The sequence below is a fragment of the Pseudomonas rubra genome (assembly GCF_028656935.1).
GTDB classification, from domain to species: Bacteria; Pseudomonadota; Gammaproteobacteria; order Pseudomonadales; family Pseudomonadaceae; genus Aquipseudomonas; species Aquipseudomonas rubra.
This window is the reverse complement of the sequence record NZ_JAMDGZ010000035.1, coordinates 1-26,839: the sequence shown is the minus strand read 5'-3', so window position 1 is coordinate 26,839 and position 26,839 is coordinate 1. Positions and strand designations below refer to the sequence as shown.

Genomic DNA, 26,839 nt, shown 5'->3' with positions numbered 1-26,839 from the left:
AAGGACTCGTGGAACTCTCGCTCTTAGTTTGGTTGTTGCCGACCCTGGCCCTCGTCGTGGGTGTCGTCGTTGGTTTCCTGGTCGCCCGCCTGCTGCCCAATGCTGCGCCGAGCAGCACCCAGCGTCAGCTGGACGATATCCAGGAACGTTTCGACAGCTACCAGAATGAGGTGGTTACTCACTTCAACAGTACGGCTGCGCTGGTCAAGAAACTGACCCAGAGTTACCAGGACGTCCAGGATCACCTGGCCGAAGGCGCCAACCGCCTGGCCCTGGACGAACTCACCCGTCAACGCCTGCTGGCCGCCCTGCACTCCGAAGCCGTGCAGCCAGCGCGTGATCGCCTGACCCCACCCAAGGACACCGAGGTGCCACGCGACTACGCACCCAAAGCGCCCAACGCACCGGGCATGCTCGATGAGCATTACGGGCTCAAGCGCTGAAAACACAAACCCCGCCAACTGGCGGGGTTTTTATTGGCGCTGCTGTTGCAGGAGCGGGCTTGCCCCCCGATGAGGCCAGCACAACCTCAGCAATTCCAGGGTGCATCTGCCCCTCTGTGCCCATACTTCTGCCGCGCCTCATCCAGCACCCGCTGCTGCACCACACCCTGGCGCACCAGGCTGTGCAAACTGGCCAGCACAATACTGAAGCGATCAACCTCGAAGAAACGCCGCAACTGCTGGCGGGTATCACTGCGGCCAAAACCATCAGTCCCCAGCGTCACATAAGGTGCTTGCACGTATTCGGCAATCAGTTGCGGCCAGGCCCGTACATAGTCGGTCGCGGCAATCACCGGCGCATCACCATCAAGGCAGCGCTGCACGTGGCAGAGATCAGTACTGCCCTGCCCCAGCCGGCTGCTGCGATCGACATCCCGTGCCTCCCGCGCCAGTTCGCTGAAACTGGTGACACTGAACACTTCACTGGCAACCTGCCAGTCGCCGGCCAGCAATTCACTGGCGGCGATGACTTCGCGCAGGATCGCCCCAGAGCCCAACAGGCGCACCCGCCCCTGAGCACCAGATACCTGCTGTTCGACATAACGGTACATGCCGCGCAAAACCTCTTCATGCACCTGCGCTGGCAGGGACGGCTGTGGATAGTTTTCGTTCATCACCGCGACGTAATGGAATTCATCGCGCTGTTCAGTGAGCATGCGCCGCGCCGCATATTCGAGGATCACCGCCAACTCGCCGGCAAAACAAGGCTCCCAGGCGCGGCAGTTGGGCACCATCGAGGCCATGACCAGACTCGATCCATCCTGGTGTTGCAGGCCTTCACCCCCCAGCGTGGTACGCCCGGCCGTGGCCCCCAACAGCAAGCCACGGGCCCTCTGATCGGCGGCGGCCCAGATCAGGTCGCCAACGCGCTGGAAACCGAACATCGAGTAATAGATGTACACCGGCAGCATCGGCTCGCCATGCACCGCGTAGGACGTTGCAGCCGCCACCCAGGAAGAAATCGCCCCGGCTTCGGTGATGCCCTCCTCCAGTAACTGCCCGTCACGCGCTTCCTTGTAGGACAGCAGCGACCCTGCATCTTCCGGCTCATAGCACTGTCCCAGGGGCGAATAGATGCCGATCTGGCGGAACAGGCTGGCCATGCCGAACGTGCGCGCTTCATCCGCCACGATCGGCACCACACGCGGCCCCAACTGCGGCGCTTTGAGCCAGGCACTGAGCATGCGCACGGCGGCCATGGTGGTGGACATTTCTTTACCGTCAGCCTGCAGGGCGAAGCCGCCCATGCTCTCCAATGCAGGCACCGGCACCGGGCACACATCGCTGCGCCGGGCAGGCAGCGGCCCACCCAGAGCGGCGCGACGCTCGCGCAGATAGCGCATTTCCGGGCTGTCGTCGGCTGGGCGATAAAACTGCAATTGCTCGACCTGAACATCCGACAACGGCAAATGAAAGCGGTCACGGAACGCCAGCAAGGCCTGCACATCGAGTTTCTTGGCCTGGTGCGCGGTCATTCGCGATTCACCGGCGGCGCTCATGCCATAGCCTTTTTTAGTCTTGGCCAGAATCACCGTCGGCCGGCCCTTGCAAGCCTTGGCGGCGGCGAAGGCGGCGTACAGTTTGCGAAAATCATGGCCACCGCGCTTGAGCGCGTTGATCTCGGCTGAACTCATGTGCTCGACCAGCTTTTGCAAGGCCGGCTGCTGATTGAAAAAGTGCTCGAGGTTGTAGGCGCCATCCTTGGCCCCGAGGTTCTGGAACTGGCCGTCAGGTGTCGCCGCCAACTGGCGCAGCAAAACGTGCTCGGTGTCACGGGCAAATAGCGCGTCCCACTCCGAGCCCCACAACACCTTGATCACATTCCAGCCAGCGCCACTGAACAGGGCCTCCAGTTCCTGAATGATCTGGCCGTTGCCACGCACCGGGCCATCCAGGCGCTGCAAGTTGCAGTTGACCACGAAGGTCAGGTTATCCAGTTGCTCGCGGGCGGCCAGGGTCAGGCCGGCAATCGACTCCGGCTCGTCCATCTCGCCATCGCCGAACACGCCCCAGACGTGCCGGGTGCTAGTGTCGAGCAACTGGCGGTTGTGCAAGTAACGCATGAACCGCGCCTGGTAGATGGCATTGATCGGCCCGATACCCATGGAGCCGGTGGGAAACTGCCAGAAGTCGGGCATCAGCCACGGATGCGGATAAGAACACAGGCCCTTGCCTGCAACCTCCTGCCGGTAGCTGGCCAGTTGCTCTTCGCTCAGCCGGCCTTCAAGAAAGGCCCGGGCATAAATGCCCGGTGCCGAATGCGGCTGGAAAAATACCAGGTCCGCGCTACGTTGCTCAGCGCCAGCCTCGCCACGAAAAAAATGCTGAAAGCCGACCTCGAAGATCTCTGCCGCCGAGGCATAACTGGCGATATGCCCGCCCAGGTCGCCATAGGCGTGGTTGGCCCGCATCACCATGGCCAGGGCGTTCCAGCGCAGAATGCTGGTGATTCGCTCATCGAGTTCAAGGTCGCCCGGGTAGGCGCCCTGCTGCTCCACCGACAAACTGTTGCGGTAGGCCGAGAAGGCTTGGACGCTGTGTTCCAGACCCAGCTCGCGGGCATGGGCCTGCAACTGCCCCAGCAAAAACCGCGCACGTTCAGGGCCACAGTGCAGCAGGGTCGACTCCAACGCCTCCAGCCACTCGGCGGTTTCCCCCGGGTCGCTGTCCGGCTGCGGATCGCCCAGGCGTCGCGGCACACCTTCGCCAGGCACAAGGTTCATCATTGCCACCATTGCATTGACCTCGTCCGTGAAAGGTTCAGGCGCAGGCCTTGAGCGCCTGTTGAATATCCGCCAGCAGATCGTCGAGGTCCTCAAGGCCCACCGACAACCGCACCAGCCCTTCAGAAATGCCGTACTGCGCACGCTCCTCTGGGGTATAGCTGGAGTGGGTCATGCTGGCCGGGTGCTGGGCCAGGGATTCGGCATCGCCAAGGCTGACGGCACGGCTGAACAACTGCAGGGCGTTCATGAAACGCCGACCGGCGGCGATGCCACCCTTGAGTTCAAAAGCGATCATACCGCCCGGCATGCGCATCTGCCGTTTGGCCAGTTCGTACTGAGCAAACCCTGGCAGGCCGGGGTAATTGATCAATTCAACTTCCGGCTGTTGCTCCAGGTATTCGGCGATGGCCTGGGCGTTACTGCAGTGGCGCTCCATGCGCAGGGTCAGGGTTTTCATCCCGCGCATCAACAAAGCGGCGTCGTGGGGCGACATCACCGCACCGGTCATGTCTTTCAGGCCTTCCAGGCGAATCCTGTCAACCAGGGCCTTGCGTCCTACCACCAGGCCGGCAGTGATATCACCATGGCCGCTGAGGTACTTGGTCGCCGAGTGCACCACCAGGTCAGCACCCATTTCCAGCGGCCGCTGCAAATAAGGGGTGCAATAGGTGTTGTCGACCACCACATTGATACCGTGCTGATGGGCAAGCGTGGCGACCGCGGCGATATCGGCCATCTGCATATTGGGGTTGGCCGGGGTTTCGAAATAAATCACCCGGGTGTTGTCATTGATCGCGGCAGCGACCGCCTGCACATCGCTCATGTCGACATGCCGGACCTTGACCCCGAACTCACCAATACCATGGTGCAAGAAGGCGAAGGTGCAGCCATACAGGGTCCGCCCCACCAGCACTTCATCGCCGGGGCGCAGCAGGGTCCATAGCGTGGCAGTGATTGCCCCCATTCCCGACGCCAGGGCCAGCCCGGCCTCACCACCTTCCAGCGAAGCCATGCGTTGTTCGAGCAGGGCCAGGGTGGGGTTGGAAATTCGGCTATAGAAGTGTCCGGCCTCTTCTCCGGCGAAGCAGGCCGCGCCGTACTCAACCGTAGGAAAGGCGAAGGTAGCCGTCTGATAGACCGGCGGCACCAAGGCACCGTTGTGCTCAAGTGGGTCATAACCGTGGTGGATGGCGCGGGTGGCAAAACCTGAATTATTGTTGGAGCCGCTCATGGCAAACAGCCTCTAGTGGTTTGTTATAAGCTTATGCCACTGAGGTACTGAATTTTTTCCAAATATGACCTCCCTCGCGGAGGGTTATTGACATAAAAACAACAATTTCAGACCAGGGAGGGTAAAACATGCCTACAACCATCGATCGGACCGATCGTGCATTGCTCGCGGCGCTGCAGGACAACGCTCGGCTGACCGTGTCCGAACTGGCCGATCAGGTATCGCTGACCACCTCGCCGTGCTGGCGACGGATCAAGCTGCTGGAAGAATCCGGCTACATCACCGGCTACCAGGCCATCCTTTCGCCCAAATCCCTGGGTTTTGGTGTAACAGCGTTTGTCAGCATCATGATGGATTCGCACACCAAGGAAATGGCCCGCGCCTTCGAGCAGCGGCTGATGGAAATTCCCGAAATCGTCGCTTGCCACAACATCTCCGGGCGTTACGACTTTCTCCTGGAAATCCTCGCGCGGGATCTGGAATCGTTTGGTGAGTTTGCCCGGGAGGTGCTGCAGACCTTGCCGGGGGTGAAAGAGATCTACTCGAGTTTCTCGTTCAAGGCCGTGAAGGAGAAGCGGGTGATTCCGGTGTCGGAGAAGCACATCTGAGCTCAATCAGTCATGATCGCGGGACGACTCGACTGGCCCGCGATACTCCACTGGGAAATCTGCACCATGTAGGAAACGAATTTCTCGCTGCTGAGAAAGTCCTTACTTAAACAGCCAACTCGCACGACAGACATCACTGCCCACAAATCTGCATCCTGTTCTGGAGGCGCACCAGGAAGCATTTCACCGGTGCATGACTTCCATACAAGGGGCGTTCTGGATGAGAGTAAGCACGGCTGCATATTTCACCTATCCATTCTCCAAACCGAACCTGGCCCGCATGCAGAAAGGCTATCCACCCCGAGCGCCTTTTTCAGAGACAGTCAAAAACCGCCGGTCCTATGAAATGCGTCATATCGTGCCGACGCGCGAAGGTGGCGAGATGAACGACATGGACAACCTGCGAATCCTGACGCCAAAACAATGCATCAGCCTCTACGGTGACCTGCAATGATGTTACTGAAGGGCAACTTTGCTGAGTACACGGCAACCGAGTTCGAATGGCTGCTCAAGGAAATCATCGAAGCCGCCGGTTCCGAGTTTTACCAGGACACCTTGCTTGAGCATTTCATCGCAGTGACAGAGCATCCTGAAGGGTCAGATCTGATTTTTTACCCGGCTGATGGTAAAACCCAGACACCAGGGAAGATTATTCAGCGGATCGTGGGATGGCGAGCGGCTAACGGCCGGGCTGGATTGAAAGGGGGTTGAGTCGGGCCCCATCGCGGGGCAAGCCCGCTCCCACTGTTCGATAAATTTTGGCCCACAAAAAACCCCACCGAGGTGGGGTTTTCTGTTTACAGGCAATGCCTAGATCGCGCCACGCTTGCGCAGCAACTCCAGCACCTGCTTGACGCCGTCTTCCAGGCTGAGGTTCTGGGTGTCGATCACCAGGTCAGCATCCAGCGGTACGTCATACGGGAAGCTTTCGCCCGGGATGTTGTCGCCAGCAGCGGCATACAGGCCCTGAGGGTCGCGCTCACGGCATGCCAAAGGCGAAGCCTGGACGTAGACGGTAAGCAAGCGTTCCTTGCCGATCAGCGCCTTGGCCTGTTCTCGGCCTTCGGCGTCCGGGGCGACGAAGGCGGCCAGGGTCAGCAGGCCGGCTTCGTTGAACTGACGCGCGACGTGCGCGGCACGACGCCAGTTCTCGGTACGCCCGGCACGGTCTTGTGGCAGGCCCTTGTTCAGGTCGTGACGCAGGTTCTGGCCATCAAGCACGTACACCGCACGGCCCATGTCGAACAGCTTGCGCTCGACGGCATAGGCCAGGGTGCTCTTGCCCGCGCCCGAAAGGCCGCTGAACAGCACAGTGGCTGGCTGCTGGCCGAAGCGCAGGGCACGTTCTTCCGTATCCACGTGGGCAAGTTTGCCATGCTGGCCAACGGTGCCATGGGGCACAACCGGTGGCGCGATGATCATGCCGGCGCCAACGGTGCCGTTGGTCAGGCGGTCGATGACAATGAACGCACCGGTGGTGCGGTTGCTGTCATAGCCGTCCAGGGCGATCGGAGCGTCGAGACTGACCTTGACCTTGCCGATCTCGTTCAGTTGCAGGGCACTGGCCGCACCCTGCTCCAGGGTGTTCACATCGACCTTGTGGGCGATGCTGGCAATCGAGCCCGGCACGTAGCTGGTGGCGCGCTTGATGTCGTATTTCTTGCCCGGCAGCATCGGCTCTTCAGCCATCCATACCAGCATGGCGTCAAACTGGTCGGTAACCGGCGGCACGTTGTCGGCATGCACCAGCAGGTCGCCACGGGAGATGTCGATCTCGTCTTCCATGGTCAGGGTCACGGCCTGGCCGGGGCCGGCGTTTTCCAGCTCACCTTCGAAGGTGACAATGGACTTGACCCGGCTGCTCTTGCCCGACGGCAGCACGACGATTTCATCGCCCTTGTGCACCACGCCGCTGGCCAGGGTACCGGCAAAGCCACGGAAGTTCAGGTTAGGACGATTGACGTACTGCACCGGGAAACGCAGGTCGGTGAAGTTGCGGTCGGCCGCAACTTCGACGGTTTCGAGGATTTCCATCAGCGCCGGGCCCGTGTACCACGGCGAACGCTCGCTGCGGTTGACCACGTTGTCGCCCTTGAGCGCCGACATCGGCACGAAATGCAGGCTGCTCGGGGCCATGTTGATGGCTTCGGCGAACTTCAGGTAGTCGGCCTTGATGCTCTCGAACACGCCCTCGTCAAAGCCTTTGAGGTCCATCTTGTTGACCGCGACGACGATGTGCTTGATGCCCAGCAACGAGGCAATGTAGCTGTGTCGGCGGGTCTGGGTCTGCACGCCGTAGCGGGCATCGACGAGGATAATCGCCAGGTCGCAGGTCGAGGCACCGGTGGCCATGTTGCGGGTGTACTGCTCGTGGCCCGGGGTGTCGGCGATGATGAACTTGCGCTTGGCGGTAGAGAAGTAGCGGTAGGCCACATCAATGGTGATGCCCTGCTCGCGCTCGGCCTGCAGGCCATCCACCAGCAACGCCAGGTCGATATCGTCACCAGTGGTGCCGACTTTCTTCGAATCGCGGGTGATGGCTTCCAGATGGTCTTCATAGATCATCTTCGAGTCGTGCAGCAAGCGCCCGATCAGGGTGCTCTTGCCGTCGTCGACGTTACCGCAGGTGAGGAAGCGCAGCAGTTCTTTGCGTTCGTGCTGGGCCAGGTAGGCGAGGATGTCCTCGCTGATCAGATCAGATTGGTGCGACATGAAGAGACCCTAACTTAGAAATAGCCCTGACGTTTTTTGTCTTCCATGGAGCCTGCGCCATCGTGATCGATGACCCGGCCCTGGCGCTCGGAAGTGCGCGTCAGGAGCATTTCCTGAATGATGTCGGTGAGGCTTTCGGCCTCCGACTCCACCGCGCCCGTCAACGGGTAGCAGCCAAGGGTACGGAAACGCACTTTCTTCTTGACGATGCGGGCCTTCTCTTCCTCCGAGAGGTGCTCGAGGATGCGCGCGTCGTCGATCATGATCAGGGTGCCGTTCTTCTCGATGACTTCGCGTTCGGCGGCGAAGTACAGCGGCACGATCGGGATGCCTTCAAGGTAGATGTACTGCCAGATATCCAGCTCGGTCCAGTTCGACAGCGGGAACACGCGAATCGATTCGCCCTTGTTGACCTTGCCGTTGTACAGGTTCCACAGCTCTGGGCGCTGGTTCTTCGGGTCCCAGCGGTGCTTGCTGTCACGGAACGAATAGACGCGCTCCTTGGCCCGCGACTTCTCTTCGTCGCGGCGCGCGCCACCAAAGGCGGCATCGAAGCCGTACTTGTCGAGGGCCTGCTTGAGGCCTTCGGTCTTCATGATGTCGGTGTGCTTGGCACTGCCGTGGGTGAACGGGTTGATGCCTTGGGCGACGCCATCAGGGTTGACGTGAGTAATCAGCTCCAGGCCCATTTCCTCGACCATCTTGTCGCGGAAGCTGTACATCTCCTGGAATTTCCACTGGGTGTCGACGTGCATCACCGGAAACGGCAGCTTGCCCGGGAAGAAGGCTTTGCGCGCCAGGTGCAGCATCACGGCCGAGTCCTTGCCAATCGAGTACAGCATCACCGGGTTATCGAACTCGGCGGCCACCTCACGAATGATGTGGATGCTTTCCGCCTCCAACTGTTTCAAGTGCGTCAGTTTGTCGACCATGGCTACTCACGGAAATACGATCTTATGGACGGCCAGCGGGCCGTGTTCGAGCGAGCCACTGTATCACAGCGCCCAATTCTATTTAGACGGCCAACTAGAACGAAACAGTATAAGAATATGCCCTGCCGTTTTAGCTTCAAATCGGGTTCGGGCAGTCAATGAACAGGTGCTCCAGGGCAAAGCGCCGGGCCAGGTAATCACCCAGCGCCTGCACCCCATAACGCTCGGTGGCATGGTGGCCGGCGGCAATGAAACTGATGCCGTTTTCGCGGGCGCTGTGGAAGGTCTGTTCGGAGGCCTCGCCACTCAAGTACAGGTCGACACCGGCGGCAATCGCCTGGTCGATGTAACCCTGGCCACCGCCTGTACACCAGCCAACCCGGCGGATGATCTGCTCGCCTTCGATCAGCAGCGGCTCGCGGCCCATCACCTCCTGCACCTTGCGGGCAAAATCCCGGGCCGACATCGGCTCGACCAGCGATCCGACCAGGCCAACCACCCGTGGATTCTGCGGGTCCAGCGGGCCTTCGACGGTGATGTCGAGCTGGCGTGCCAGTTGCACGTTATTACCCACCTCCGGGTGCAGGTCGAGCGGCAGGTGATAGGACAACAGGCTCAGGTCGTTTTTCAGCAGGGTCTTCAGGCGGCGCTGCTTCATACCGGTGATGCACGGGTTTTCGCCCTTCCAGAAGTAGCCATGGTGCACCAGCACCAGGTCGGCGTTGGCCTCGACGGCGGCGTCGAGCAAGGCCTGGCTTGCGGTGACGCCGCTGACGATGCGGGTCACCTGCGGGCGGCCCTCGACCTGCAGGCCGTTGGGGCAGTAGTCCTGGATTTTGGCGCTGCCGAGGTAGCGTTCGGCTTCCTCGACCAGGGTACTCAGGGCAACAGCCATGGAAAGACTCCTCAATTTCGCAGTTCAGCGCGGCCCAAGGCCCCGTATAATGAACGCCATTATGGGCCGTCGCCGGGTTTGGGGAAACCAACGGCAGTTGCCAGGGGGTATTGGTTGTTGGCTTTCGTGACGATTTAACAGTTCCTGCACAAGCCGGAGCGCAGTATGATCGCGCGCGTTCACGCCCCCCAGCTGTTTGCGGCCCTCTGCCAACTCCCAGGATTCGTTCAATGTTCAAGGCTTTGCGTTACTTTGGCTGGCCGCTGCTGGTCGGCGTGCTGATCGCCCTGCTGGTCATCCAGCGTTTTCCACAATGGGTCGGCCTGCCCAGCCAGGACGTCAACCTGCAACAGGCCCCGCAAACCACGCGGATCATGCAGGGGCCGGTGTCCTATGCTGACGCTGTGAGCATCGCCGCCCCGGCGGTGGCCAACCTGTACACCACCAAGGTGGTCAACAAGACCGCCCACCCGCTGTTCGAAGACCCGCAGTTCCGCCGTTTCTTCGGTGACAACCTGCCCAAGCAGCGCCGTTGGGAGTCGAGCCTGGGTTCGGCAGTGATCATGAGCCCCGAAGGCTACCTGCTGACCAACAACCACGTGACCTCCGGCGCCGACCAGATCGTGGTGGCGCTCAAGGACGGCCGCGAAACCCTGGCACGGGTGATCGGCAGCGACCCGGAGACTGACCTTGCGGTACTCAAGATCGACCTGAAGAACCTGCCCTCGATCACCATCGGCCGCTCGGACAACATCCATATCGGCGACGTCGCCCTGGCCATCGGCAACCCCTTCGGCGTCGGCCAGACCGTGACCATGGGCATCATCAGCGCCACCGGGCGCAACCAGCTGGGCCTGAACAACTACGAAGACTTCATCCAGACTGACGCCGCCATTAACCCGGGCAACTCCGGTGGCGCGCTGGTCGACGCCAATGGCAACCTGACCGGCATCAACACCGCGATCTTCTCCAAGTCCGGCGGCTCGCAGGGTATCGGTTTTGCCATTCCGACCAAGCTGGCGCTGGAGGTGATGAAGTCGATCATCGAGCACGGTCAAGTGATTCGTGGCTGGCTGGGTATCGAAGTGCAGCCGCTGAGCCAGGAACTGGCCGAGTCGTTCGGCATGCAGGGGCGTCCGGGGATCGTGGTAGCGGGCATTTTCCGCGACGGTCCGGCGCAGAAGGCCGGCATGGAGCTGGGTGACGTGATCCTGAGCATCAATGGTGAACCGGCTGGCGATGGCCGTCGTTCGATGAACCAGGTGGCGCGGATCAAACCCAACGACAAGGTGGCGATCCAGGTCATGCGCAATGGCAAGGAGCTCAAGCTGACTGCCGAGATCGGCTTGCGCCCACCGCCGGCACCAGCAGCCAAAGAAGAAAACTAAAGCATCGCGGGGCAAGTCGGGTCGCCGCATCGCCCCGCGATGGCATCAGTGCAGAATCTGGCTCAAGAACAGCTTGGTCCGATCATTCTGCGGCCGGTCGAAGAAGTCGTCCGGTGCCGCCTGCTCCACAATCTCGCCTTTGTCCATGAAGATCACCCGGTTCGCCACAGTGCGGGCAAAGCCCATCTCGTGGGTCACGCACAACATGGTCATGCCGTCTTCCGCCAGGCCGACCATGGTATCGAGCACTTCCTTGACCATCTCCGGGTCCAGCGCCGAGGTCGGTTCGTCGAACAACATGATCTTCGGCTTCATGCACAGCGCCCGGGCAATCGCCACCCGTTGCTGCTGACCACCGGACAGCTGCCCGGGGAACTTGTTGGCCTGCTCCGGAATACGCACGCGCTCAAGGTAGTGCATGGCGATTTCTTCGGCCCTGCGCTTGGGCATCTTGCGTACCCACATCGGCGCCAGGGTGCAGTTCTGCAGAATGGTCAGGTGCGGGAACAGATTGAAATGCTGGAACACCATGCCGACTTCGCGGCGGATCGCTTCGATCTGCTTGAGGTCGTTGGTCAGCTCCACCCCATCGACGACGATCCGCCCCTGCTGGTGTTCTTCCAGGCGGTTGAGGCATCGGATGGTGGTCGACTTGCCCGAACCCGAAGGCCCGCACAGCACGATGCGTTCGCCCTGGCGCACGTTCAGGTTGATGTCCTTGAGTACGTGGAACTGGCCGTACCACTTGTTCACACCCTGCATCTGAATAATGCCTTCAGGGCTCACAGACTGTTTGATCGCTTCACTCATGGGAACACTCCTAACGCTTGTGGCCTGTGTCCAGCTTGCGCTCCAGATGCATGGAGTAGCGGGACATACCGAAACAGAAAATCCAGAAAACCAGGGCGGCGAATACATAGCCCTCGGTCGCCATGCCCAGCCAGGTGGGGTCGGCAGCGGCCTGCTTGACGCTGTTGAGCAGGTCGAACAGGCCGATGATGATCACAAGGCTTGTGTCCTTGAACAGGGCAATGAAGGTGTTGACGATGCCGGGGATCACCAGCTTCAGGGCTTGCGGCAGAATCACCAGGCACATCGAGCGCCAGTAGCCCAGGCCCATGGCCGCAGCGGCTTCGTACTGGCCCTTGGGAATGGCCTGCAGGCCGCCGCGCACCACCTCGGCGATGTACGCCGACTGGAACAGGATCACCCCGATCATGGCCCGCAGCAGCTTGTCGAAGCTCATGCCTTCAGGCAGGAACAGCGGCAACATCACCGAGGACATGAACAGCACGGTAATCAGCGGCACGCCGCGCCAGAACTCGATGAAGGTCACACAGACCACCTTCACCGCCGGCATGTTCGAACGCCGCCCCAGCGCCAGCAAGATCCCCAGCGGCAAGGCGCCGACGATGCCCACGGTGGCGATCACCAGGGTCAACATCAGCCCGCCCCATTGGCTGGTCGGTACCGTGGCCAGGCCCAGGTAACCGCCATGCAGCAGGGTGTAGGCGATGATCGGGTACAGCAGCAGAAAGCCCAGTCCGTAGATCGCCTTGCGCGGGAAACGCGAGATGAACAGCGGCGCGGCGCCAATCACCGCAAGCCACACGGTGAGATCAACGCGCCAGCGCAGTTCGCTTGGGTAGTAGCCGTACATGAACTGGCCGAAGCGCTGCTGGATGAACACCCAGCAGGCACCGTCCTTGGTGCAGTCGGCGCGGGTGGTGCCGACCCAGTTGGCGTCGAAGATCGACCACTGCAAAAGCGGCGGCACGATCAGCCATACCAGGTATACGGCAAACAGCGTCAGCAGGGTGTTGAGCCAGCTGGAGAACAGGTTGGCGCGCATCCAGGCGACAACGCCGACGGCTTTGACCGGTGGCGGCATATCAGGTTTGAAAACATGGGTACTCATGCGCTTGTCCTCACCGCTCGATCAGCGCAATGCGCTTGTTGTACCAGTTCATCAGCAACGAAATGCTGATGCTGATAGCCAGATAGACGCTCATGGTGATGGCGATCACCTCGATGGCCTGGCCGGTCTGGTTGAGCACGGTACCGGCGAACAACGAGACCATTTCCGGGTAGCCGATACCGGCTGCCAGCGAAGAGTTCTTCGCCAGGTTCAGGTACTGGCTGGTCAGCGGCGGAATGATCACCCGCAGTGCCTGAGGAATGATCACCTTGCGCAGCGTCGGCCCCTCGCGCAGGCCCAGGGAGCGGGCCGCCTCGGTCTGACCGTAGCTGACCGAACGGATACCCGAACGCACGATCTCGGCGATAAAGGCGGCGGTGTAGATGGTCAGCGCCAGGGTCAGCGCCAGCAGTTCCGGGATCAGCACCCAGCCGCCGACGAAGTTGAAGCCCTTGAGCTGCGGCATTTCCCAGTGCACCGGCGCGCCGAACAGCAACACGCACAGCGCCGGAATGCCAAAGAACAGGAACAGGCCGACCCAGAATTTGTGGAACGGCTCGCCGGTGGCCTCAAAGCGCCGGTTGGCCAGGCGCACCATCAGCACAATGGCGATGATGGCCAGTACCAGGGCGACGACGAACGGCCAGAATCCTTCGGCCATGGACGCACCGGGCATGTTCAGGCCCCGGTTGCTGATAAAGAAGGTGTCGCTCAGATTGATGCTGCCCCGCGGTCCCGGCAGGGTCAGGAACACCGCGAAGTACCAGAACAGGATCTGCAACAGCGGCGGAATGTTACGGAAAGTCTCGACATACACCGTGGCCAGCTTGCTGATCATCCAGTTCGGTGACAGTCGTGCCACACCGATGATGAAGCCCAGCAGGGTCGCGAGGATGATGCCAATGAAGGTCACCAGCAGGGTGTTGAGCAGGCCAATGACGAAGACCCGCGCATAACTGTCCTGTTCGGTATAGGGAATCAGGTGCTGGGCGATGCCGAAGCCGGCACTGCGTTCGAGAAAGTCGAAGCCCGAGGTGATCCCGCGGTGCTGCAGGTTGGTCTGGGTGTTGTGAAACAGGTACCAGCCTAGCCCGACCACGAAAGCGATGGTAAGTATCTGGAACAGCCACGCACGCACACGTGGATCGCTCAGGGATAGTCCCTTGGGTGCGCCGATATTATTTTGCATGTAATGCCCCGCAAGGAAGGGAACCGAACAGCCTGCAGCGGCGAATTGCCGCCGCAGGCCCCAACCGTCAGCGCACCGGTGGCGCGTACTGGATGCCGCCGTTGTTCCACAGGGCGTTCAGACCACGGTCGATTTGCAGTGGGGTTTCCTTGCCCAGGTTTTTCTCGAAGACTTCACCGTAGTTACCGACCTGCTTGACGATCTGCACCACCCAGTCCTTCGGCAGCTTCAGGTCTTTGCCGTACTCGCCGTCGGCGCCGAGCATGCGGCCCACGTCAGGGTTCTTGGTGGCCTTGGCTTCGGCTTCGACGTTCTTCGAGGTGATGCCCATCTCTTCGGCGTTGAGCATGGCGAACAGGGTCCACTTGACGATGCTGAACCACTCTTCATCACCTTTGCGCACCACCGGGCCCAGTGGCTCTTTGGAGATAGTCTCCGGCAGCACCACGTAGTCGGTCGGGGCAGCCAGCTTGGAGCGCTGTGCGTAGAGCTGCGATTTGTCGGAGGTCAGCACGTCGCAACGGCCGGATTCCAGCGACTTGGCGCTCTCGTCGGAGGTATCGAAGGTGATGGGGGTGTACTTCAGGCCATTGGCGCGGAAGTAGTCGGAAACGTTGAGTTCGGTGGTGGTACCGGCCTGGATGCAGATGGTTGCACCGTCCAGTTCCTTGGCACTGGAAACACCCAGCTTCTTGTTGACCAGGAAACCGATACCGTCGTAGTAGGTAACACCGGCGAACACCAGGCCCATGCCGGCGTCACGGGAGCTGGTCCAGGTGGTGTTGCGCGACAACACGTCGACTTCACCGGACTGCAACGCGGTGAAGCGCTCCTTGGCGTTGAGCTGGCTGAACTTGACCTTCTTGGCATCGCCAAACACTGCAGCGGCCACCGCGCGGCAGACGTCGGCGTCGATACCGACGATGTTGCCCTTGGCATCCGGCACCGAGAAGCCTGGCAAGCCGTCACTGACGCCACATTGAACGAATCCCTTCTTTTGTACTGCGTCCAGGGTCGCACCTGCCTGTGCGAAACCGCTGATACCCAACGCGGTCGCAGCGGTAACCACTGCCAGTGTGGATTTCAACATCTTCATTCAAACCTCCAGTTTTGCTCTTGTTGTGTGAGCCGGGATTGCACCGCACCCTTATGAGGCGCATCCGACCCGTGTTGGCTTGTTTTTGGGTCAATTGGCGCAATGCGCTGTTCTGTGACAGCCTTGGGGACCGCTAACGGGTGTTACCGTCCAAAACGTGTAACCTCGCATCAGAATATTCGTAGCAAAGCGCGTACCACACTGAAGGGCTAAAGCGTTTCAGTTCACGTCAATAGGAAAACTTGCAGCGTTGCGACAGGTTTTTCCCGGATTTACCCGACGCGCCTTCATTTCATGCACGCAAACAAGAGCGCGCGCACACTTTCGGAGCAGTCATGACCCACCCGCTGATTCTTGAACCACAAAAAAACGCTGATGCCTGTGTGATCTGGTTGCACGGCCTTGGGGCCGACCGTTACGACTTCATGCCGGTCGCCGAAGCCCTGCAGGAAGTATTACTGACCACCCGCTTCGTCATGCCCCAGGCGCCAACCCGGCCGGTGACCATCAACGGTGGTTATGAAATGCCCAGCTGGTACGACATCAAGGCCATGACCCCGGCGCGGGCCATCGACGAAGATCAACTGAAGGCTTCTGCCAACCAGGTCATCGAGCTGATCAAGGCTGAACAGGCCAAAGGTATCGACCTGGCACGTATCGTTCTCGCCGGCTTCTCCCAGGGTGGCGCGGTGGTGCTGCACACTGCCTATATAAAGTGGCAAGAAGCATTGGGTGGGGTAATCGCCCTCTCGACCTACGCACCGACCTTCAGCGACAGCGTTGAACTGACCGCCTGCCAGCAACGCACCCCGGCCCTGTGCCTGCACGGCGTCTATGACCCGGTGGTACTGCCGGCGATGGGCCGTACTGCCTTCGAGCACCTCAAGCAGTGGAGCGTCAACGTCGAGTGGAAGGAGTACCCGATGGAGCACGCGGTGCTACCTGAGGAAATCAACGATATCGGCGAGTGGCTGATCAAACGCCTGCGCTAAATGCAGACTTCCCTGTAGTTGTCAGTGCAATCCACTACGCCGCGCCCGAATCTTGCATTACACTGCCCGGCGTACATTCCTTAACCAATTGATGAGATGACCGTGCTCAAAGCACTCAAGAAGATGTTCGGCAAGAGCGAGGTTGAGCAACTCGCCACCGAAACCGCTGCCGCCGTGACGCAGCCGCCCGCAGCCGCCCAGGCCCCTGCCCCGTCGGCTCCGCTCAAGACCGAGACCGCAACCCCTGCACCCGCGCCGGTCCGCACCGAGAAGCCGGCCGAGGCCAAGCCGCGCCGTGAGCGCAAGCCAAAACCTGCAGCCTCCACCTGGAAGCTGGAAGACTTCGCCGTCGAGCCGCAGGAAGGCAAGACCCGTTTCCATGACTTCAAGCTGTCGCCCGAGCTGATGCATGCGATCCACGACCTGGGCTTTCCTTACTGCACGCCGATCCAGGGCCAGGTCCTGGGTTACACCCTGCGTGGCAAAGACGCCATCGGCCGGGCCCAGACCGGTACCGGCAAGACCGCAGCCTTCCTGATTTCGATCATCACCCAACTGCAGCAGACCCCGCCGCCCAAAGAGCGCTACATGGGTGAGCCACGGGCACTGATCATCGCGCCGACCCGCGAACTGGTGGTGCAGATCGCCAAGGACGCCGCAGCGCTGACCAAGTACACCGGCCTCAACGTCATGACCTTCGTCGGCGGCATGGACTTCGACAAGCAGCTCAAGGCCCTGGAAGCCCGTCACTGCGACATCCTGGTCGCCACCCCGGGCCGCCTGCTGGACTTCAACCAGCGCGGTGAAGCGCACCTGGACATGGTCGAAGTGCTGGTACTGGACGAAGCCGACCGCATGCTCGATATGGGCTTCATCCCCCAGGTCCGGCAGATCATCCGCCAGACCCCGCCCAAGAGCGAACGCCAGACCCTGCTGTTCTCGGCAACCTTCACTGAAGATGTGATGAACCTGGCCAAGCAGTGGACCACCGACCCTGCGATCGTCGAGATCGAACCGGAGAACGTCGCCAGCGAAACCGTCGAACAGCACGTCTATGCCGTGGCCGGCAGCGACAAGTACAAGCTGTTGTACAACCTGGTGACCGAGAACAAGTGGGAACGGGTGATGGTCTTCGCCAACCGCAAGGACGAGGTGCGCCGCATCGAGGAGCGCCTGGTGCGCGACGGCGTCAACGCCGCCCAACTGTCGGGCGACGTGCCGCAGCACAAGCGGATCAAGACCCTGGAAAACTTCCGCGAAGGGCGCATCACCGTGCTGGTGGCCACCGACGTGGCCGGTCGCGGCATCCACATCGACGGCATCAGCCACGTGATCAACTTCACCCTGCCCGAAGATCCGGACGACTACGTGCACCGCATTGGCCGTACGGGCCGTGCCGGTACCAGCGGCGTGTCGATCAGCTTTGCCGGTGAGGATGATTCCTACCAGTTGCCGGCCATCGAAGAGCTGCTGGGACGCAAGATCAGCTGCGAAATGCCGCCGACCGAGTTGCTCAAGCCGGTACCGCGCAAGCATCACTGATCGCTGTAACACCATCGCGGGGCAAGCCCGCTCCTACACCACCCTGTAGGAGCGGGCTTGCCCCGCGATGCTTTTTACACCGCTCCATATTGCCCAAATAAACAAAAAGTCCATAATAGACAAAATAGTTCATTTGGAGCTTCGCATGTCTGCGCCTCTCGTCATCGATCAACAGCACGCCCGTCAACTGCTCGCCCAAGTGGATGTCCCGCAGATCCTGCGCAACCTGTTCCGTGACCTGGCAGCCGGACAAGCGGTGCAACCGCCCCAGCAACTGGTGGAATTCCCGGCGGGCCAGGGCGATTTCATCAACTACGGCGGCGTGCTGGCCGAACAGCGTGTATACGGGGTCAAGACCTCGCCCTACATCGTCCGCAATCAGGGCCCGCTGGTTACCGCCTGGACCCTGCTGATGTCCATGGACAGCGGCCAGCCCCTGCTCCTGTGCGATGCCGGCGAGCTGACCACCGCGCGCACCGCCGCCACCACCGCCGTCGCCGTCGATGCGCTGGCAGCCGCTGACGCCCGCCGCCTGACCCTGATCGGCAGCGGCCCGATTGCCCGCGCGCACCTGCATTACGCCCGCAGCCTGCGCCCCTGGCAGGACATCCGCCTGTACTCGCCAAGCCTGAGTCAACAGTCGGCCGAGCAGCGCCAGGCCCTGACCGATCTCGATCCACGCCTGCTGCTGAGCGACAGCCTGGAGCAGGCAGTGCTGGATGCTGACGTGATCCTGTTGTGCACTTCCTCGGCCAGCCCGGTACTCGACCCGCGCCTGCTGAGCAAACCTGCGCTGATCACCTCGATCAGCACCAATGCGGTCCGGGCCCATGAAGTACCGCCAGCGACCCTGAACGAAATGGACGTCTACTGCGACTACCGGGTAACCACGCCAGGCAGCGCCGGCGAGATGCGCATCGCCGCCGAGCAACATGGCTGGCAACCCGAAGCCATCGTCGGCGATCTGGCGCAACTGATCAGCGGAGCAGTGCAAAAGCCGAGCTACCAGCGCCACGCCTTCTTCCGCTCCATCGGTCTGGGCCTGGAAGACATTGCCCTGGCCAACGCCCTGTACCGCCTGCAACGCGCCGACTGAGGAGCCCCACATGCACCACGCTGATTTCATCATTATCGGCGCCGGCATTGCCGGTGCCTCCACTGGCTTCTGGCTGGCCGGCCACGGCCGGGTGCTGCTGCTTGAGCGCGAGGCGCAGCCGGGTTACCACTCCACTGGCCGCTCGGCAGCGCTGTACACCGCCGCCTATGGCACACCGCAGGTGCGCGCCCTGACCCTGGCCAGTCGTGAGTTTTTCGACCATCCGCCGGCGAACTTCGCCGAGCACCCGCTGCTCAGCCCGCGCGGGGAAATGACCGTCGACTTCAACGGCGACCCTGAGGAGCTGCAACGCCAGTATCAGAGCGCCAAGGCCTGTGTGCCGGAAGTCGAACTGCTCAGCGCCGAACAGGCCTGCGCGCGTCTGCCAGTGCTGCGCCGCGACAAAGTGCATGGCGCCCTGTACGACCCCAGCGCCAGCGACATCGACACCGACGCCCTGCACCAGGGCTACCTGCGCGGCATTCGTCGCCAGCAGGGCGAGGTCCACAGTGATTGCGAAGTGCAGCACCTGGGCCGCGCCGCCGACGGCCTCTGGCAGGTGCAGACCAGCCGTGGCACCTTCACAGCCCCGGTATTGATCAACGCCACCGGGGCCTGGGCCGACCAGATCGGTGAACTGGCCGGGGCCCAGCCGCTGGGCCTGCAGCCAAAACGTCGCGCGGCGTTCATCTTCGCCGGCCCCGAAGGCGTCGACAGTCATGCCTGGCCCATGTTGGTCAGCCTCGACGAGTCGTTCTACATGAAACCCGACGCCGGCATGCTGCTCGGCTCCCCGGCCAATGCCGACCCGGTCGAGCCCCATGACGTGCAAGCAGAAGAGCTGGACATCGCCATGGGCATCTACCAGATCGAAGAAGCCACCACCCTGAGCATTCGCCGCCCGACCCGCACCTGGGCCGGGTTGCGCAGCTTCGTCGCCGACGGCGACCTGGTCGCAGGCTTCGACCCCAAGGTACCCGGGCTGTTCTGGGTTGCCGCGCAAGGCGGTTATGGCATCCAGACTTCGCCGGCCATGGGCCAGGCCAGCGCTGCCCTGGTACGTGGCCAGGAGCTGCCCGAGGCGCTCAAGGGTTTTGGCCTGAACGCCGCGATGCTGTCGCCGCGCCGCTTGCAAGGATGACGCCCGGCCGCGATTGCGGCACACTCCCAGCGCCCTTTCGCCAAGGGCGCTGACACCGCCTGGAGCCTGCACGAATGCCCACACCCCACGCCGATCCTGCCCTGCACAACTACCGGACCATCGCCGACGCCATCGCCACGCTGTTCTTCCCCCACGCTGAAGTGGTGCTGCACGATTTACGCAGCCAGAAGATCGACTACATCGCCAACAACCTGTCCAAGCGCGAGATTGGCGATGATGCGGCCCTGGAGGACATGCTCGAAGAAGGCACCGACGAGACCAACATCGGCCCTTATGAAAAGCTCAACTGGGACGGGCAGAAGATCCGCTCGCTGAGCACCGTACTGCGAGACCCGGCCGGCAAGCCAATGGCGCTGCTGTGCATCAACCTGAATATTTCCCTGTTCGAGAATGCCAAGGCGGCGCTGGACCTGTTCCTTTCGCCAAGCAAGCTGATCCCGCAACCCGACGCGTTGTTTCGCGATGACTGGCAGGAGCGTATCAACACCTTTCTCAACAGTTGGCTGCGCCAGCGCCAACTGAGCCTCAACCTGCTCAGCCGCGACCACAAGCGCGAGCTGGTGCTGGCCCTGCACGCCGAAGGCGCGTTCAAGGGCAAGAGTGCGGCCAACTATGTGGCCAATGTGCTGGGAATGGGAAGGGCGACGGTGTACAAGCACCTGAAGGAGCTCAAAGCCTGATAACGCTCAGGCCTTGAGTGAGGTGGCGATCAGTCGCCGTAGATGTCCGACTTGAAGTACTTGGCCTGGATCTTCTGGTACTCGCCGTTGGCGCGCAGGTCATCGATGGCCTGATTGAGCTTGCCGACCAGCTCGCCGTTGCCCTTGCGCACGGCGATGCCGGCACCTTCACCAACGTATTTCGGATCTTTCAGCTCTGGACCGGTGAAGGCATAGCCCGCGCCACGCGGCATGGACAGAAAGTCTTCCAGCGGGATGGTGTCGGCAAAAATCGCATCCACGCGTCCTGATGCCAGGTCCATGTAGATTTCTTCGTTGTTGCTATAGCGCTTGACCGTGATGCCCTTGGGCTCGAACACTTCGGTGGCATAGCGATCGGTGGTGGTCGCGCGCTGCACACCCACCGTCTTGCCCTTAAGGCTCTGGTACTGGTCATCGACCTGCGCACCCTTTTTCATCACCAGCCGCGATGAGGTGAAATAGTACTTATGGGTGAAATCCACCGACTTCTTACGGTCGTCGTTGATGGTCATCGATGACAGCGCTGCGTCAATCTTCTTCACCTTCAGTGAAGGGATCAGGCCGTCGAACTCGACCTCCTTCCATTCACACTTGACCTGCATCTGCGCGCACAGGGCATTGCCGATGTCGTAATCGAACCCGACGATCTCGCCTTTGTCATTCTTCGAGGCAAAGGGTGGGTAGGCAGCTTCGATGCCGATGCGCAAGGTCTCTTGCGCGGCGAACAGACTGCTGCTGGCCAACAGGCTCATGGCCAGACCGCTGATCAGGGTGAACTTGTTCATGACGGATCTCTCTCGCTCGTTGTTGGAGGTGTGTTGCAAGACAGAGGGGATGGGGCAGGCAGGGGTCAGCCTGGAATCAAATGGTACTTATAATTCCATACTGGACTTTTCTGTATTAAAACTCAACAAGCAAAAAACGCGGATACTGTGGGAGCTGGCCTTGCCAGCGATCGAGCGCGCAGCGGTCGTCATTCAGGCAACACCTAATGTGCTGGCTGCACTGGCCTCATCGCTGGCAACGCCGGCTCCCACAGAGGGTTACCAACGCCCGGCAGCCTCTTCATCACTGTGCTTGCCCTCGACCCAACGCGGGCCATCGCCGGTCTGTTCCTTTTTCCAGAACGGCGCACGGGTCTTGAGGTAGTCCATGATGAAATTGCAGGCGTCGAATGCCGCCTGGCGATGGGCACTGGCGACGCCGACGAAGACGATCGGCTCACCGGGCTCCAGGCTACCGATACGGTGCAGCACTTCGACCTTGAGCAACGGCCAGCGCTGCTCGGCTTCGACCACGATCTTGGCCAGGGCCTTTTCGGTCATGCCTGGGTAATGCTCAAGGAACATACCCGCCACGTCCTGGCCATCATTGAAGTCGCGCACATAGCCGACAAAACCCACCACCGCCCCCACACCGACATTGGCCGCGTGCATGGCGTTGACTTCGACACCCGGATCAAAAGCTTGGCTCTGGACTCGAACGCTCATCTCAGCCTCCGGTGACAGGTGGGAAGAAGGCCACTTCGTCACCGTCTGCCAGTGGCTCATCGAGCTTGCACAGCTCTTCGTTGCGCGCGCACATGAGGTTCTGCTCGCTGAGCACTTCATGCTTGCCACCTTTGGCCACCAACGCCTTGCGCAGGTCATCCAGAGTCGCGAACGAACCGTCGAGCTTTTCGGCATCGATACCTAGCACTTCCCGGTAACGGGCGAAATACATCACCTTAATGCTCATTTGACTTCATCCGCCTGGTAATGGCCGCTCTTGCCGCCGAGCTTCTCCAGCACTCGCACGCCGTCGATGATCATGCCGCGGTCGACCGCCTTGCACATGTCATAGATCGTCAGGGCCGCGACGCTGGCAGCGGTCAGGGCTTCCATTTCCACGCCAGTCTGCCCGGCCAGTTTGCAGCGGGCAACAATGTGGACGGTGTCGTTGCCTTCGGCGCTGAGCTCGACCTTGACGCTGGTCAGCAGCAACGGGTGGCACAACGGGATCAGATCGCTGGTCTTCTTCGCCGCCTGGATGCCGGCGATGCGCGCCACGGCAAACACGTCTCCCTTGGGATGTTCGCCTTCAACGATCATCTGCAGGGTTTGCGGGAGCATGCGCACCCGTGCTTCGGCAACGGCCTCACGCGATGTCACGGCTTTTTCGGTGACGTCGACCATATTGGCGCGACCTTGGGAATCGAGATGAGTCAGCACAGCTTTCCTCCTGTTCAGGAGCAAAGAGTGTAAACCCTGGGGTCAGCTCTTCGAAGCGAAAAAAACCGGGCGGCTGGACCGCCCGGTATCTGGGGGTTACAGGTGGGACTCGGCGTACTCGGCCAGAATCGAGCGCGGCACGCCCTGCAGGGTGATATGCACGCCGTTGGGGAAGTCCTTGAAGCGCTCGGTCAGGTAGGTCAGGCCCGAGCTGGTCGCGGACAGGTAAGGGGTGTCGATCTGCGCCAGGTTACCCAGACAGATCACCTTGGAACCAGTACCGGCGCGGGTGATGATGGTTTTCATCTGGTGCGGGGTGAGGTTCTGGCATTCGTCGATCAGGATCAGGCTCTGCTGGAAACTGCGGCCACGAATGTAGTTCAGCGACTTGAACTGCAGCGGCACCCGCTCAAGGATGTACTCGACACTGCCATGGGTGTTTTCGTCATCCATGTGCAGGGCTTCGAGGTTATCGGTGATTGCCCCCAGCCAAGGCTCCATTTTTTCCGCTTCGGTACCCGGCAGGAAGCCGATCTCCTGGTCCAGCCCCTGCACGCTGCGGGTGGCGATGATCCGCCGGTAACGCTTGCTGACCATGGTCTGCTCGATGGCGGCAGCCAAGGCCAGGATGGTCTTGCCGGAACCAGCGGCGCCGGTCAGGTTGACCAGGTGAATGTCCGGGTCGAGCAAGGCGAACAGCGCCAGGCTCTGGTGGATGTCGCGAGGCTTGAGGCCCCAGGCTTCCTGGTGCAGCAACGGTTCCTGGTGCAGGTCGAGGAGCATCAGCTCGCCGTCCTTGATGCCCTTGATCCAGCCGACGAAGCCCTGCTCGTCGATGATGAACTCGTTGATGTGTACGGCCGGCAGGTTGTCAGTCATCTGCACCCGGTGCCAAGTACGGCCGCGCTCCTGACGGGTCTCGACCTTGCTGACGCGGTCCCAGAACGAGCCGGTGACACTGTGATAGCCCTTGGAAAGCAGAGAAACGTCGTCAACCAACTGGTCAGTGCTGTAGTCCTCGGCCGCGATCCCACAGGCGCGGGCCTTGAGGCGCATGTTGATGTCTTTGGTCACCAGCACCACGTCCAGTTCCTTGCGCCGGGTGCGCAGCTCGAGCAACTGGTTGATGATGATGTTGTCGTTGAGGTTTTCCGGCAGCAGACGGTTGGGCTCGTTGCGCGCGCTCATCAGAATCGACAGGAAGCCCTTGGGGCCGCTCTTGCCACGCTGGATCGGCACGCCCTGCTCGACATCGGCAGGTGAGGCGTTGCCCAGGGTCTGATCAATCAGGCGGATGGCCTGGCGACATTCGGCGGCAATCGTGTGTTTGCCGGTCTTGAGTTTGTCGAGCTCCTCCAGCACCGTCATCGGGATGGCGACATGGTGCTCCTCGAAGTTCAGCAACGCGTTTGGATCGTGAATCAGTACATTGGTATCGAGCACATAAAGGATTGGCTGGTTGGAGGAAGTGCTGCGTCCTTGATCATCCATACTCGGTCACCTTTGTGGGAGCCAGACGACGCAATACCTGGGCGGTGCTGCGCCGCGAAGTGGCCGCCGGTTCTCCCCTGGCCCGCGTCGTTACGGATAGGGAGCTGCGAACAAAGAATGGGCCGTAGGACGCCACCTGTGCTGCAGGGTTCGGCGGTCTGTCTTCGTAATACCGCAAAACCCATGACCGAAAAAAGCGTTTTTACGTTTTTTTAAAGTTTATTTTTCGATCGACCCATTAGCCCTTGGCGCAGGGTCAAAGCACCGCTACAGTCATAAATCCAGTCAGGTGAAATGACTGCGACGTTTTATTTCCTGCCGCCAGCAGGTTCTAACCTTTTCACAACTTTTCGCCGAAATTCCTGCAATTTTCCCAGCCAATTCCACTTTGCGCCGTTTGCTTGAGCAACCAGGCCACCGCCTCCTGCGCCTTGGGCTGGGCATCGTGAAACTGGATCAGCCCCTTGCGCCACAACAGCATCAGGGTCAGCACCCGTTGCGCCGACTGTTCGCTACTCAATGCGCCCTGATCCTGGGCGTCGATGTCCCACAACGCCACCTGCAAATGCTGACCGGCAAAGAATGCCTGGCTGTCGGCCCGGCGCTGGCCGTAAGGCGGCCTGAACAACGGCACATACTGCTGCGGCAAGTCACTCTGCACCCGCGCCTGGCTGCGCAACACCGAGTCCTGCCAGCCCTGCCACTGCCCATGGGAACGGTACTGCCAGCCTTGCAGGCCAACGCACTGGCCTTGGTAAAGCGCACGCAGGTCAGCCAGCGACGTCTTGTCGCGGCGCCGCTGCAGGCTGTCGCCCAGCACGAAGAAGGTCGCGCCCAGCCTTTGCCGGCGCAGGAACTCGGTCAGGCCATCGGTACTGCCTCCTGCCAATGAAGGGCCGCCGTCGAAGGTCAGCATGAACAGCCGGTCATTGAGCTCATCACCATTGCGCTCAAGGTCGGAAAACCGCTCGATCTCGCTGGAGGTCTGCGGGAACAGCGCGGCCTTGCGCAGCAGTTCATCCAGGTAGCGCTCATGGAAGGCCCGGCTTGGCTCGGCCCAGCCGGCGTAAAACGAATCGGCGGCGACTTCGAAGGTTGCCGTCTGCTTGCGAAAATCGGCCAGGTCGTCAATGGCGTAACAGAACGACGCATCCTGTTCGCAGCTCTTCTGGGCCAGGTCATAGTTGCGCCACAAGCGCTGCCACAGGCGCTGGCGCAGTGAATTGACCGACAGCAGATTGACCTGGCGCAGGTTCAGCCGCGCCGCCAGGGCGCCCTGGTCAAGCCCCTCGCTTTCGCCCAGTACCCGGGCAAAGCCGAGGATCTCGGCGCGCGAGGCGACATCGAACAGCGCCGGGCTGTCGAGCTGTTCCGGCCAGTGGCTGCGGTCGAAAGTGGCGACCGGCGCTGGCGCGGCCTGGGCAGTGAGGCTGAACAAACCAGCCAGTAAGAGAAGGGCAATGCGCACGTTCGGGCTCTCCGTTTTTCTCGCCGCGCACTATAGCGCCAAGTGTCGGAATGGTCTGTGGCTATTGCCTTGATAGCTGGAGATCGCCGCCCCCGCCCCGTAGAATCGGCGCCACGAACCAAGGAGCCGACCTGATGCTGACGGTGATTTCCCCCGCCAAGACCCTCGACTACGACACCCCGCCGGTGACCCAGCGCTACACCCTGCCCCAGTACCTGGACGACTCCCAGGAGCTGATCGTGCAACTGCGCGAGCTGTCACCGCCGCAGATCAGCGAGCTGATGCACCTCTCCGACAAGCTGGCCGGGCTCAATGCCGCGCGTTTCGGCAGTTGGACCCCGGCCTTCACCCCAGACAACGCCAAGCAGGCGCTGCTGGCGTTCAAGGGCGACGTGTACACCGGCCTCGACGCGCAAACCCTGGGCGAAGACGACTTCAGCTATGCCCAGGAGCACCTGCGCATGCTCTCGGGCCTGTACGGGCTGTTGCGCCCGCTGGACCTGATGCAGCCGTACCGGCTGGAGATGGGCACCAAGCTGGCCAACGCCCGTGGCAAGGACCTGTACGCGTTCTGGGGCACGCGCATCAGTGAATGGCTGAACCAGGCGCTGGCCGACCAGGGCGACGACCTGCTGCTGAACCTGGCCAGCAACGAGTACTTCAGCGCGGTCAAACGCAGCGCCCTCAAGGCCCGGGTGATCAACACCGAATTCCGCGACTTCAAGAACGGCCAGTACAAGATCATCAGCTTCTACGCCAAGAAGGCCCGGGGCATGATGAGCCGCTTCGTGATCCAGGAACGCATCAACGATCCCGAGCAGCTCAAGCAGTTCGATGTGCAGGGCTACTACTACAGCGCCGAGCTGTCGAAGGCGGACAACCTGGTGTTCCTGCGCGATCATCCGGGCGAGTAAGCGCAATCGCGGGGCAAGCCCGCTCCCACCGAGTCGACTACCCTCTTGTGGGAGATTCTATGGTT

26 protein-coding genes are annotated in these 26,839 nt (G+C 61.3%); 11 read left to right on the top strand and 15 right to left on the bottom strand.

The genetic code is table 11. The features are described from left to right. Positions 1-8: 8 nt before the first annotated feature. Positions 9-443 (top strand): Z-ring associated ZapG family protein, encoded by a 435-nt coding sequence (locus M5G17_RS16420; RefSeq protein ID WP_038998843.1) that lies wholly within the window; start codon positions 9-11, stop codon positions 441-443. An 86-nt stretch (positions 444-529) separates the two neighbouring features. Here M5G17_RS16420 and mdeB read toward each other — a convergent pair whose 3' ends face one another. Together mdeB and M5G17_RS16410 are read right to left on the bottom strand one after the other, a co-directional pair. Continuing rightward, entirely contained in the window at positions 530-3,226 is a 2,697-nt protein-coding gene (gene mdeB / locus M5G17_RS16415) for an alpha-ketoglutarate dehydrogenase (protein WP_273893977.1), read from the bottom strand. 37 nt (positions 3,227-3,263) lie between these two features. After that, positions 3,264-4,460 (bottom strand): methionine gamma-lyase, encoded by a 1,197-nt coding sequence (locus M5G17_RS16410; RefSeq protein ID WP_273893975.1) that lies wholly within the window; start codon positions 4,458-4,460, stop codon positions 3,264-3,266. A gap of 128 nt (positions 4,461-4,588) precedes the next feature. On the opposite strand from M5G17_RS16410, the gene M5G17_RS16405 reads away from it, so the two are divergent. The 3 genes from M5G17_RS16405 to M5G17_RS16400 all read left to right on the top strand — a co-directional run bounded on the left by M5G17_RS16405 (position 4,589) and on the right by M5G17_RS16400 (position 5,779). Next, positions 4,589-5,068: an Lrp/AsnC family transcriptional regulator gene (locus tag M5G17_RS16405; RefSeq protein WP_038998839.1), complete on the top strand. Its 480-nt coding sequence runs from the start codon at positions 4,589-4,591 to the stop codon at positions 5,066-5,068. Positions 5,069-5,261: 193 nt separating this feature from the next. Further along, positions 5,262-5,522, top strand: a complete 261-nt coding sequence (locus tag M5G17_RS27450) for a hypothetical protein (protein WP_337993359.1) — start codon at positions 5,262-5,264, stop codon at positions 5,520-5,522. Continuing rightward, positions 5,519-5,779, top strand: a complete 261-nt coding sequence (locus M5G17_RS16400) for a bacteriocin immunity protein (protein ID WP_273893973.1) — start codon at positions 5,519-5,521, stop codon at positions 5,777-5,779. Before M5G17_RS27450 ends, M5G17_RS16400 begins: the two co-directional genes overlap by 4 nt. A gap of 99 nt (positions 5,780-5,878) precedes the next feature. On the opposite strand, the gene cysN is transcribed toward M5G17_RS16400, so the two are convergent. The 3 genes from cysN to M5G17_RS16385 form a co-directional block, all read right to left on the bottom strand. After that, positions 5,879-7,780 carry a sulfate adenylyltransferase subunit CysN gene (cysN, locus tag M5G17_RS16395; protein WP_273893972.1) on the bottom strand — a complete coding sequence of 634 codons (1,902 nt, stop codon included), beginning with the start codon at positions 7,778-7,780 and terminating at the stop codon, positions 5,879-5,881. Between the two features lie 14 nt (positions 7,781-7,794). Beyond that, positions 7,795-8,712, bottom strand: coding sequence for a sulfate adenylyltransferase subunit CysD (gene cysD / locus M5G17_RS16390; RefSeq protein WP_273893970.1), 918 nt, complete (start codon positions 8,710-8,712; stop codon positions 7,795-7,797). A 136-nt stretch (positions 8,713-8,848) separates the two neighbouring features. Further along, positions 8,849-9,607 (bottom strand): Nif3-like dinuclear metal center hexameric protein, encoded by a 759-nt coding sequence (locus M5G17_RS16385; RefSeq protein WP_273893967.1) that lies wholly within the window; start codon positions 9,605-9,607, stop codon positions 8,849-8,851. A 230-nt stretch (positions 9,608-9,837) separates the two neighbouring features. Between M5G17_RS16385 and algW the strand changes: the two genes are divergently transcribed. After that, positions 9,838-10,995, top strand: a complete 1,158-nt coding sequence (algW, locus tag M5G17_RS16380) for a Do family serine endopeptidase AlgW (RefSeq protein ID WP_273893966.1) — start codon at positions 9,838-9,840, stop codon at positions 10,993-10,995. A gap of 45 nt (positions 10,996-11,040) precedes the next feature. Here algW and M5G17_RS16375 read toward each other — a convergent pair whose 3' ends face one another. The 4 genes from M5G17_RS16375 to M5G17_RS16360 form a co-directional block, all read right to left on the bottom strand. Continuing rightward, complete coding sequence (locus tag M5G17_RS16375; protein WP_273893965.1) at positions 11,041-11,805, bottom strand: amino acid ABC transporter ATP-binding protein; 765 nt, start codon at positions 11,803-11,805, stop codon at positions 11,041-11,043. Between the two features lie 10 nt (positions 11,806-11,815). After that, positions 11,816-12,913, bottom strand: coding sequence for an amino acid ABC transporter permease (locus M5G17_RS16370; RefSeq protein WP_273893964.1), 1,098 nt, complete (start codon positions 12,911-12,913; stop codon positions 11,816-11,818). Between the two features lie 10 nt (positions 12,914-12,923). Beyond that, positions 12,924-14,102 (bottom strand): amino acid ABC transporter permease, encoded by a 1,179-nt coding sequence (locus M5G17_RS16365; RefSeq protein WP_273893963.1) that lies wholly within the window; start codon positions 14,100-14,102, stop codon positions 12,924-12,926. A 67-nt stretch (positions 14,103-14,169) separates the two neighbouring features. Further along, complete coding sequence (locus M5G17_RS16360) at positions 14,170-15,198, bottom strand: amino acid ABC transporter substrate-binding protein (RefSeq protein ID WP_273893962.1); 1,029 nt, start codon at positions 15,196-15,198, stop codon at positions 14,170-14,172. Positions 15,199-15,533: 335 nt separating this feature from the next. Between M5G17_RS16360 and M5G17_RS16355 the strand changes: the two genes are divergently transcribed. From M5G17_RS16355 to M5G17_RS16335, 5 genes are all read left to right on the top strand, one after another. Further along, positions 15,534-16,190 (top strand): alpha/beta hydrolase, encoded by a 657-nt coding sequence (locus M5G17_RS16355; RefSeq protein ID WP_273893961.1) that lies wholly within the window; start codon positions 15,534-15,536, stop codon positions 16,188-16,190. Positions 16,191-16,292: 102 nt separating this feature from the next. After that, complete coding sequence (gene rhlB, locus M5G17_RS16350; protein WP_273893960.1) at positions 16,293-17,732, top strand: ATP-dependent RNA helicase RhlB; 1,440 nt, start codon at positions 16,293-16,295, stop codon at positions 17,730-17,732. A gap of 145 nt (positions 17,733-17,877) precedes the next feature. Continuing rightward, entirely contained in the window at positions 17,878-18,828 is a 951-nt protein-coding gene (locus tag M5G17_RS16345; RefSeq protein WP_273893958.1) for an ornithine cyclodeaminase family protein, read from the top strand. A 10-nt stretch (positions 18,829-18,838) separates the two neighbouring features. Continuing rightward, positions 18,839-19,969: an NAD(P)/FAD-dependent oxidoreductase gene (locus M5G17_RS16340; protein WP_273893956.1), complete on the top strand. Its 1,131-nt coding sequence runs from the start codon at positions 18,839-18,841 to the stop codon at positions 19,967-19,969. A 74-nt stretch (positions 19,970-20,043) separates the two neighbouring features. Beyond that, positions 20,044-20,670 (top strand): helix-turn-helix transcriptional regulator, encoded by a 627-nt coding sequence (locus tag M5G17_RS16335; protein WP_273893955.1) that lies wholly within the window; start codon positions 20,044-20,046, stop codon positions 20,668-20,670. 29 nt (positions 20,671-20,699) lie between these two features. On the opposite strand, the gene M5G17_RS16330 is transcribed toward M5G17_RS16335, so the two are convergent. From M5G17_RS16330 to M5G17_RS16305, 6 genes are all read right to left on the bottom strand, one after another. After that, positions 20,700-21,476 (bottom strand): ABC transporter substrate-binding protein, encoded by a 777-nt coding sequence (locus M5G17_RS16330; protein WP_273893954.1) that lies wholly within the window; start codon positions 21,474-21,476, stop codon positions 20,700-20,702. A 258-nt stretch (positions 21,477-21,734) separates the two neighbouring features. After that, the gene (gene moaE / locus M5G17_RS16325) at positions 21,735-22,181 is read right to left on the bottom strand and encodes a molybdopterin synthase catalytic subunit MoaE (protein WP_273893953.1); all 447 of its coding nucleotides are present in this window, start codon (positions 22,179-22,181) and stop codon (positions 21,735-21,737) included. Between the two features lies 1 nt (position 22,182). After that, the gene (gene moaD / locus M5G17_RS16320) at positions 22,183-22,428 is read right to left on the bottom strand and encodes a molybdopterin converting factor subunit 1 (RefSeq protein ID WP_130266201.1); all 246 of its coding nucleotides are present in this window, start codon (positions 22,426-22,428) and stop codon (positions 22,183-22,185) included. Continuing rightward, entirely contained in the window at positions 22,425-22,901 is a 477-nt protein-coding gene (moaC, locus tag M5G17_RS16315; RefSeq protein ID WP_273893950.1) for a cyclic pyranopterin monophosphate synthase MoaC, read from the bottom strand. The genes moaD and moaC overlap by 4 nt, the downstream gene beginning before the upstream one ends. Positions 22,902-22,997: 96 nt before the next feature. Further along, positions 22,998-24,392, bottom strand: a complete 1,395-nt coding sequence (locus M5G17_RS16310) for a PhoH family protein (protein ID WP_273893949.1) — start codon at positions 24,390-24,392, stop codon at positions 22,998-23,000. A gap of 340 nt (positions 24,393-24,732) precedes the next feature. Beyond that, positions 24,733-25,860: a polysaccharide deacetylase family protein gene (locus tag M5G17_RS16305; RefSeq protein ID WP_273893948.1), complete on the bottom strand. Its 1,128-nt coding sequence runs from the start codon at positions 25,858-25,860 to the stop codon at positions 24,733-24,735. Positions 25,861-25,994: 134 nt separating this feature from the next. On the opposite strand from M5G17_RS16305, the gene yaaA reads away from it, so the two are divergent. Further along, the gene (gene yaaA, locus M5G17_RS16300) at positions 25,995-26,774 is read left to right on the top strand and encodes a peroxide stress protein YaaA (protein WP_273893947.1); all 780 of its coding nucleotides are present in this window, start codon (positions 25,995-25,997) and stop codon (positions 26,772-26,774) included. Positions 26,775-26,839: the final 65 nt, after the last annotated feature.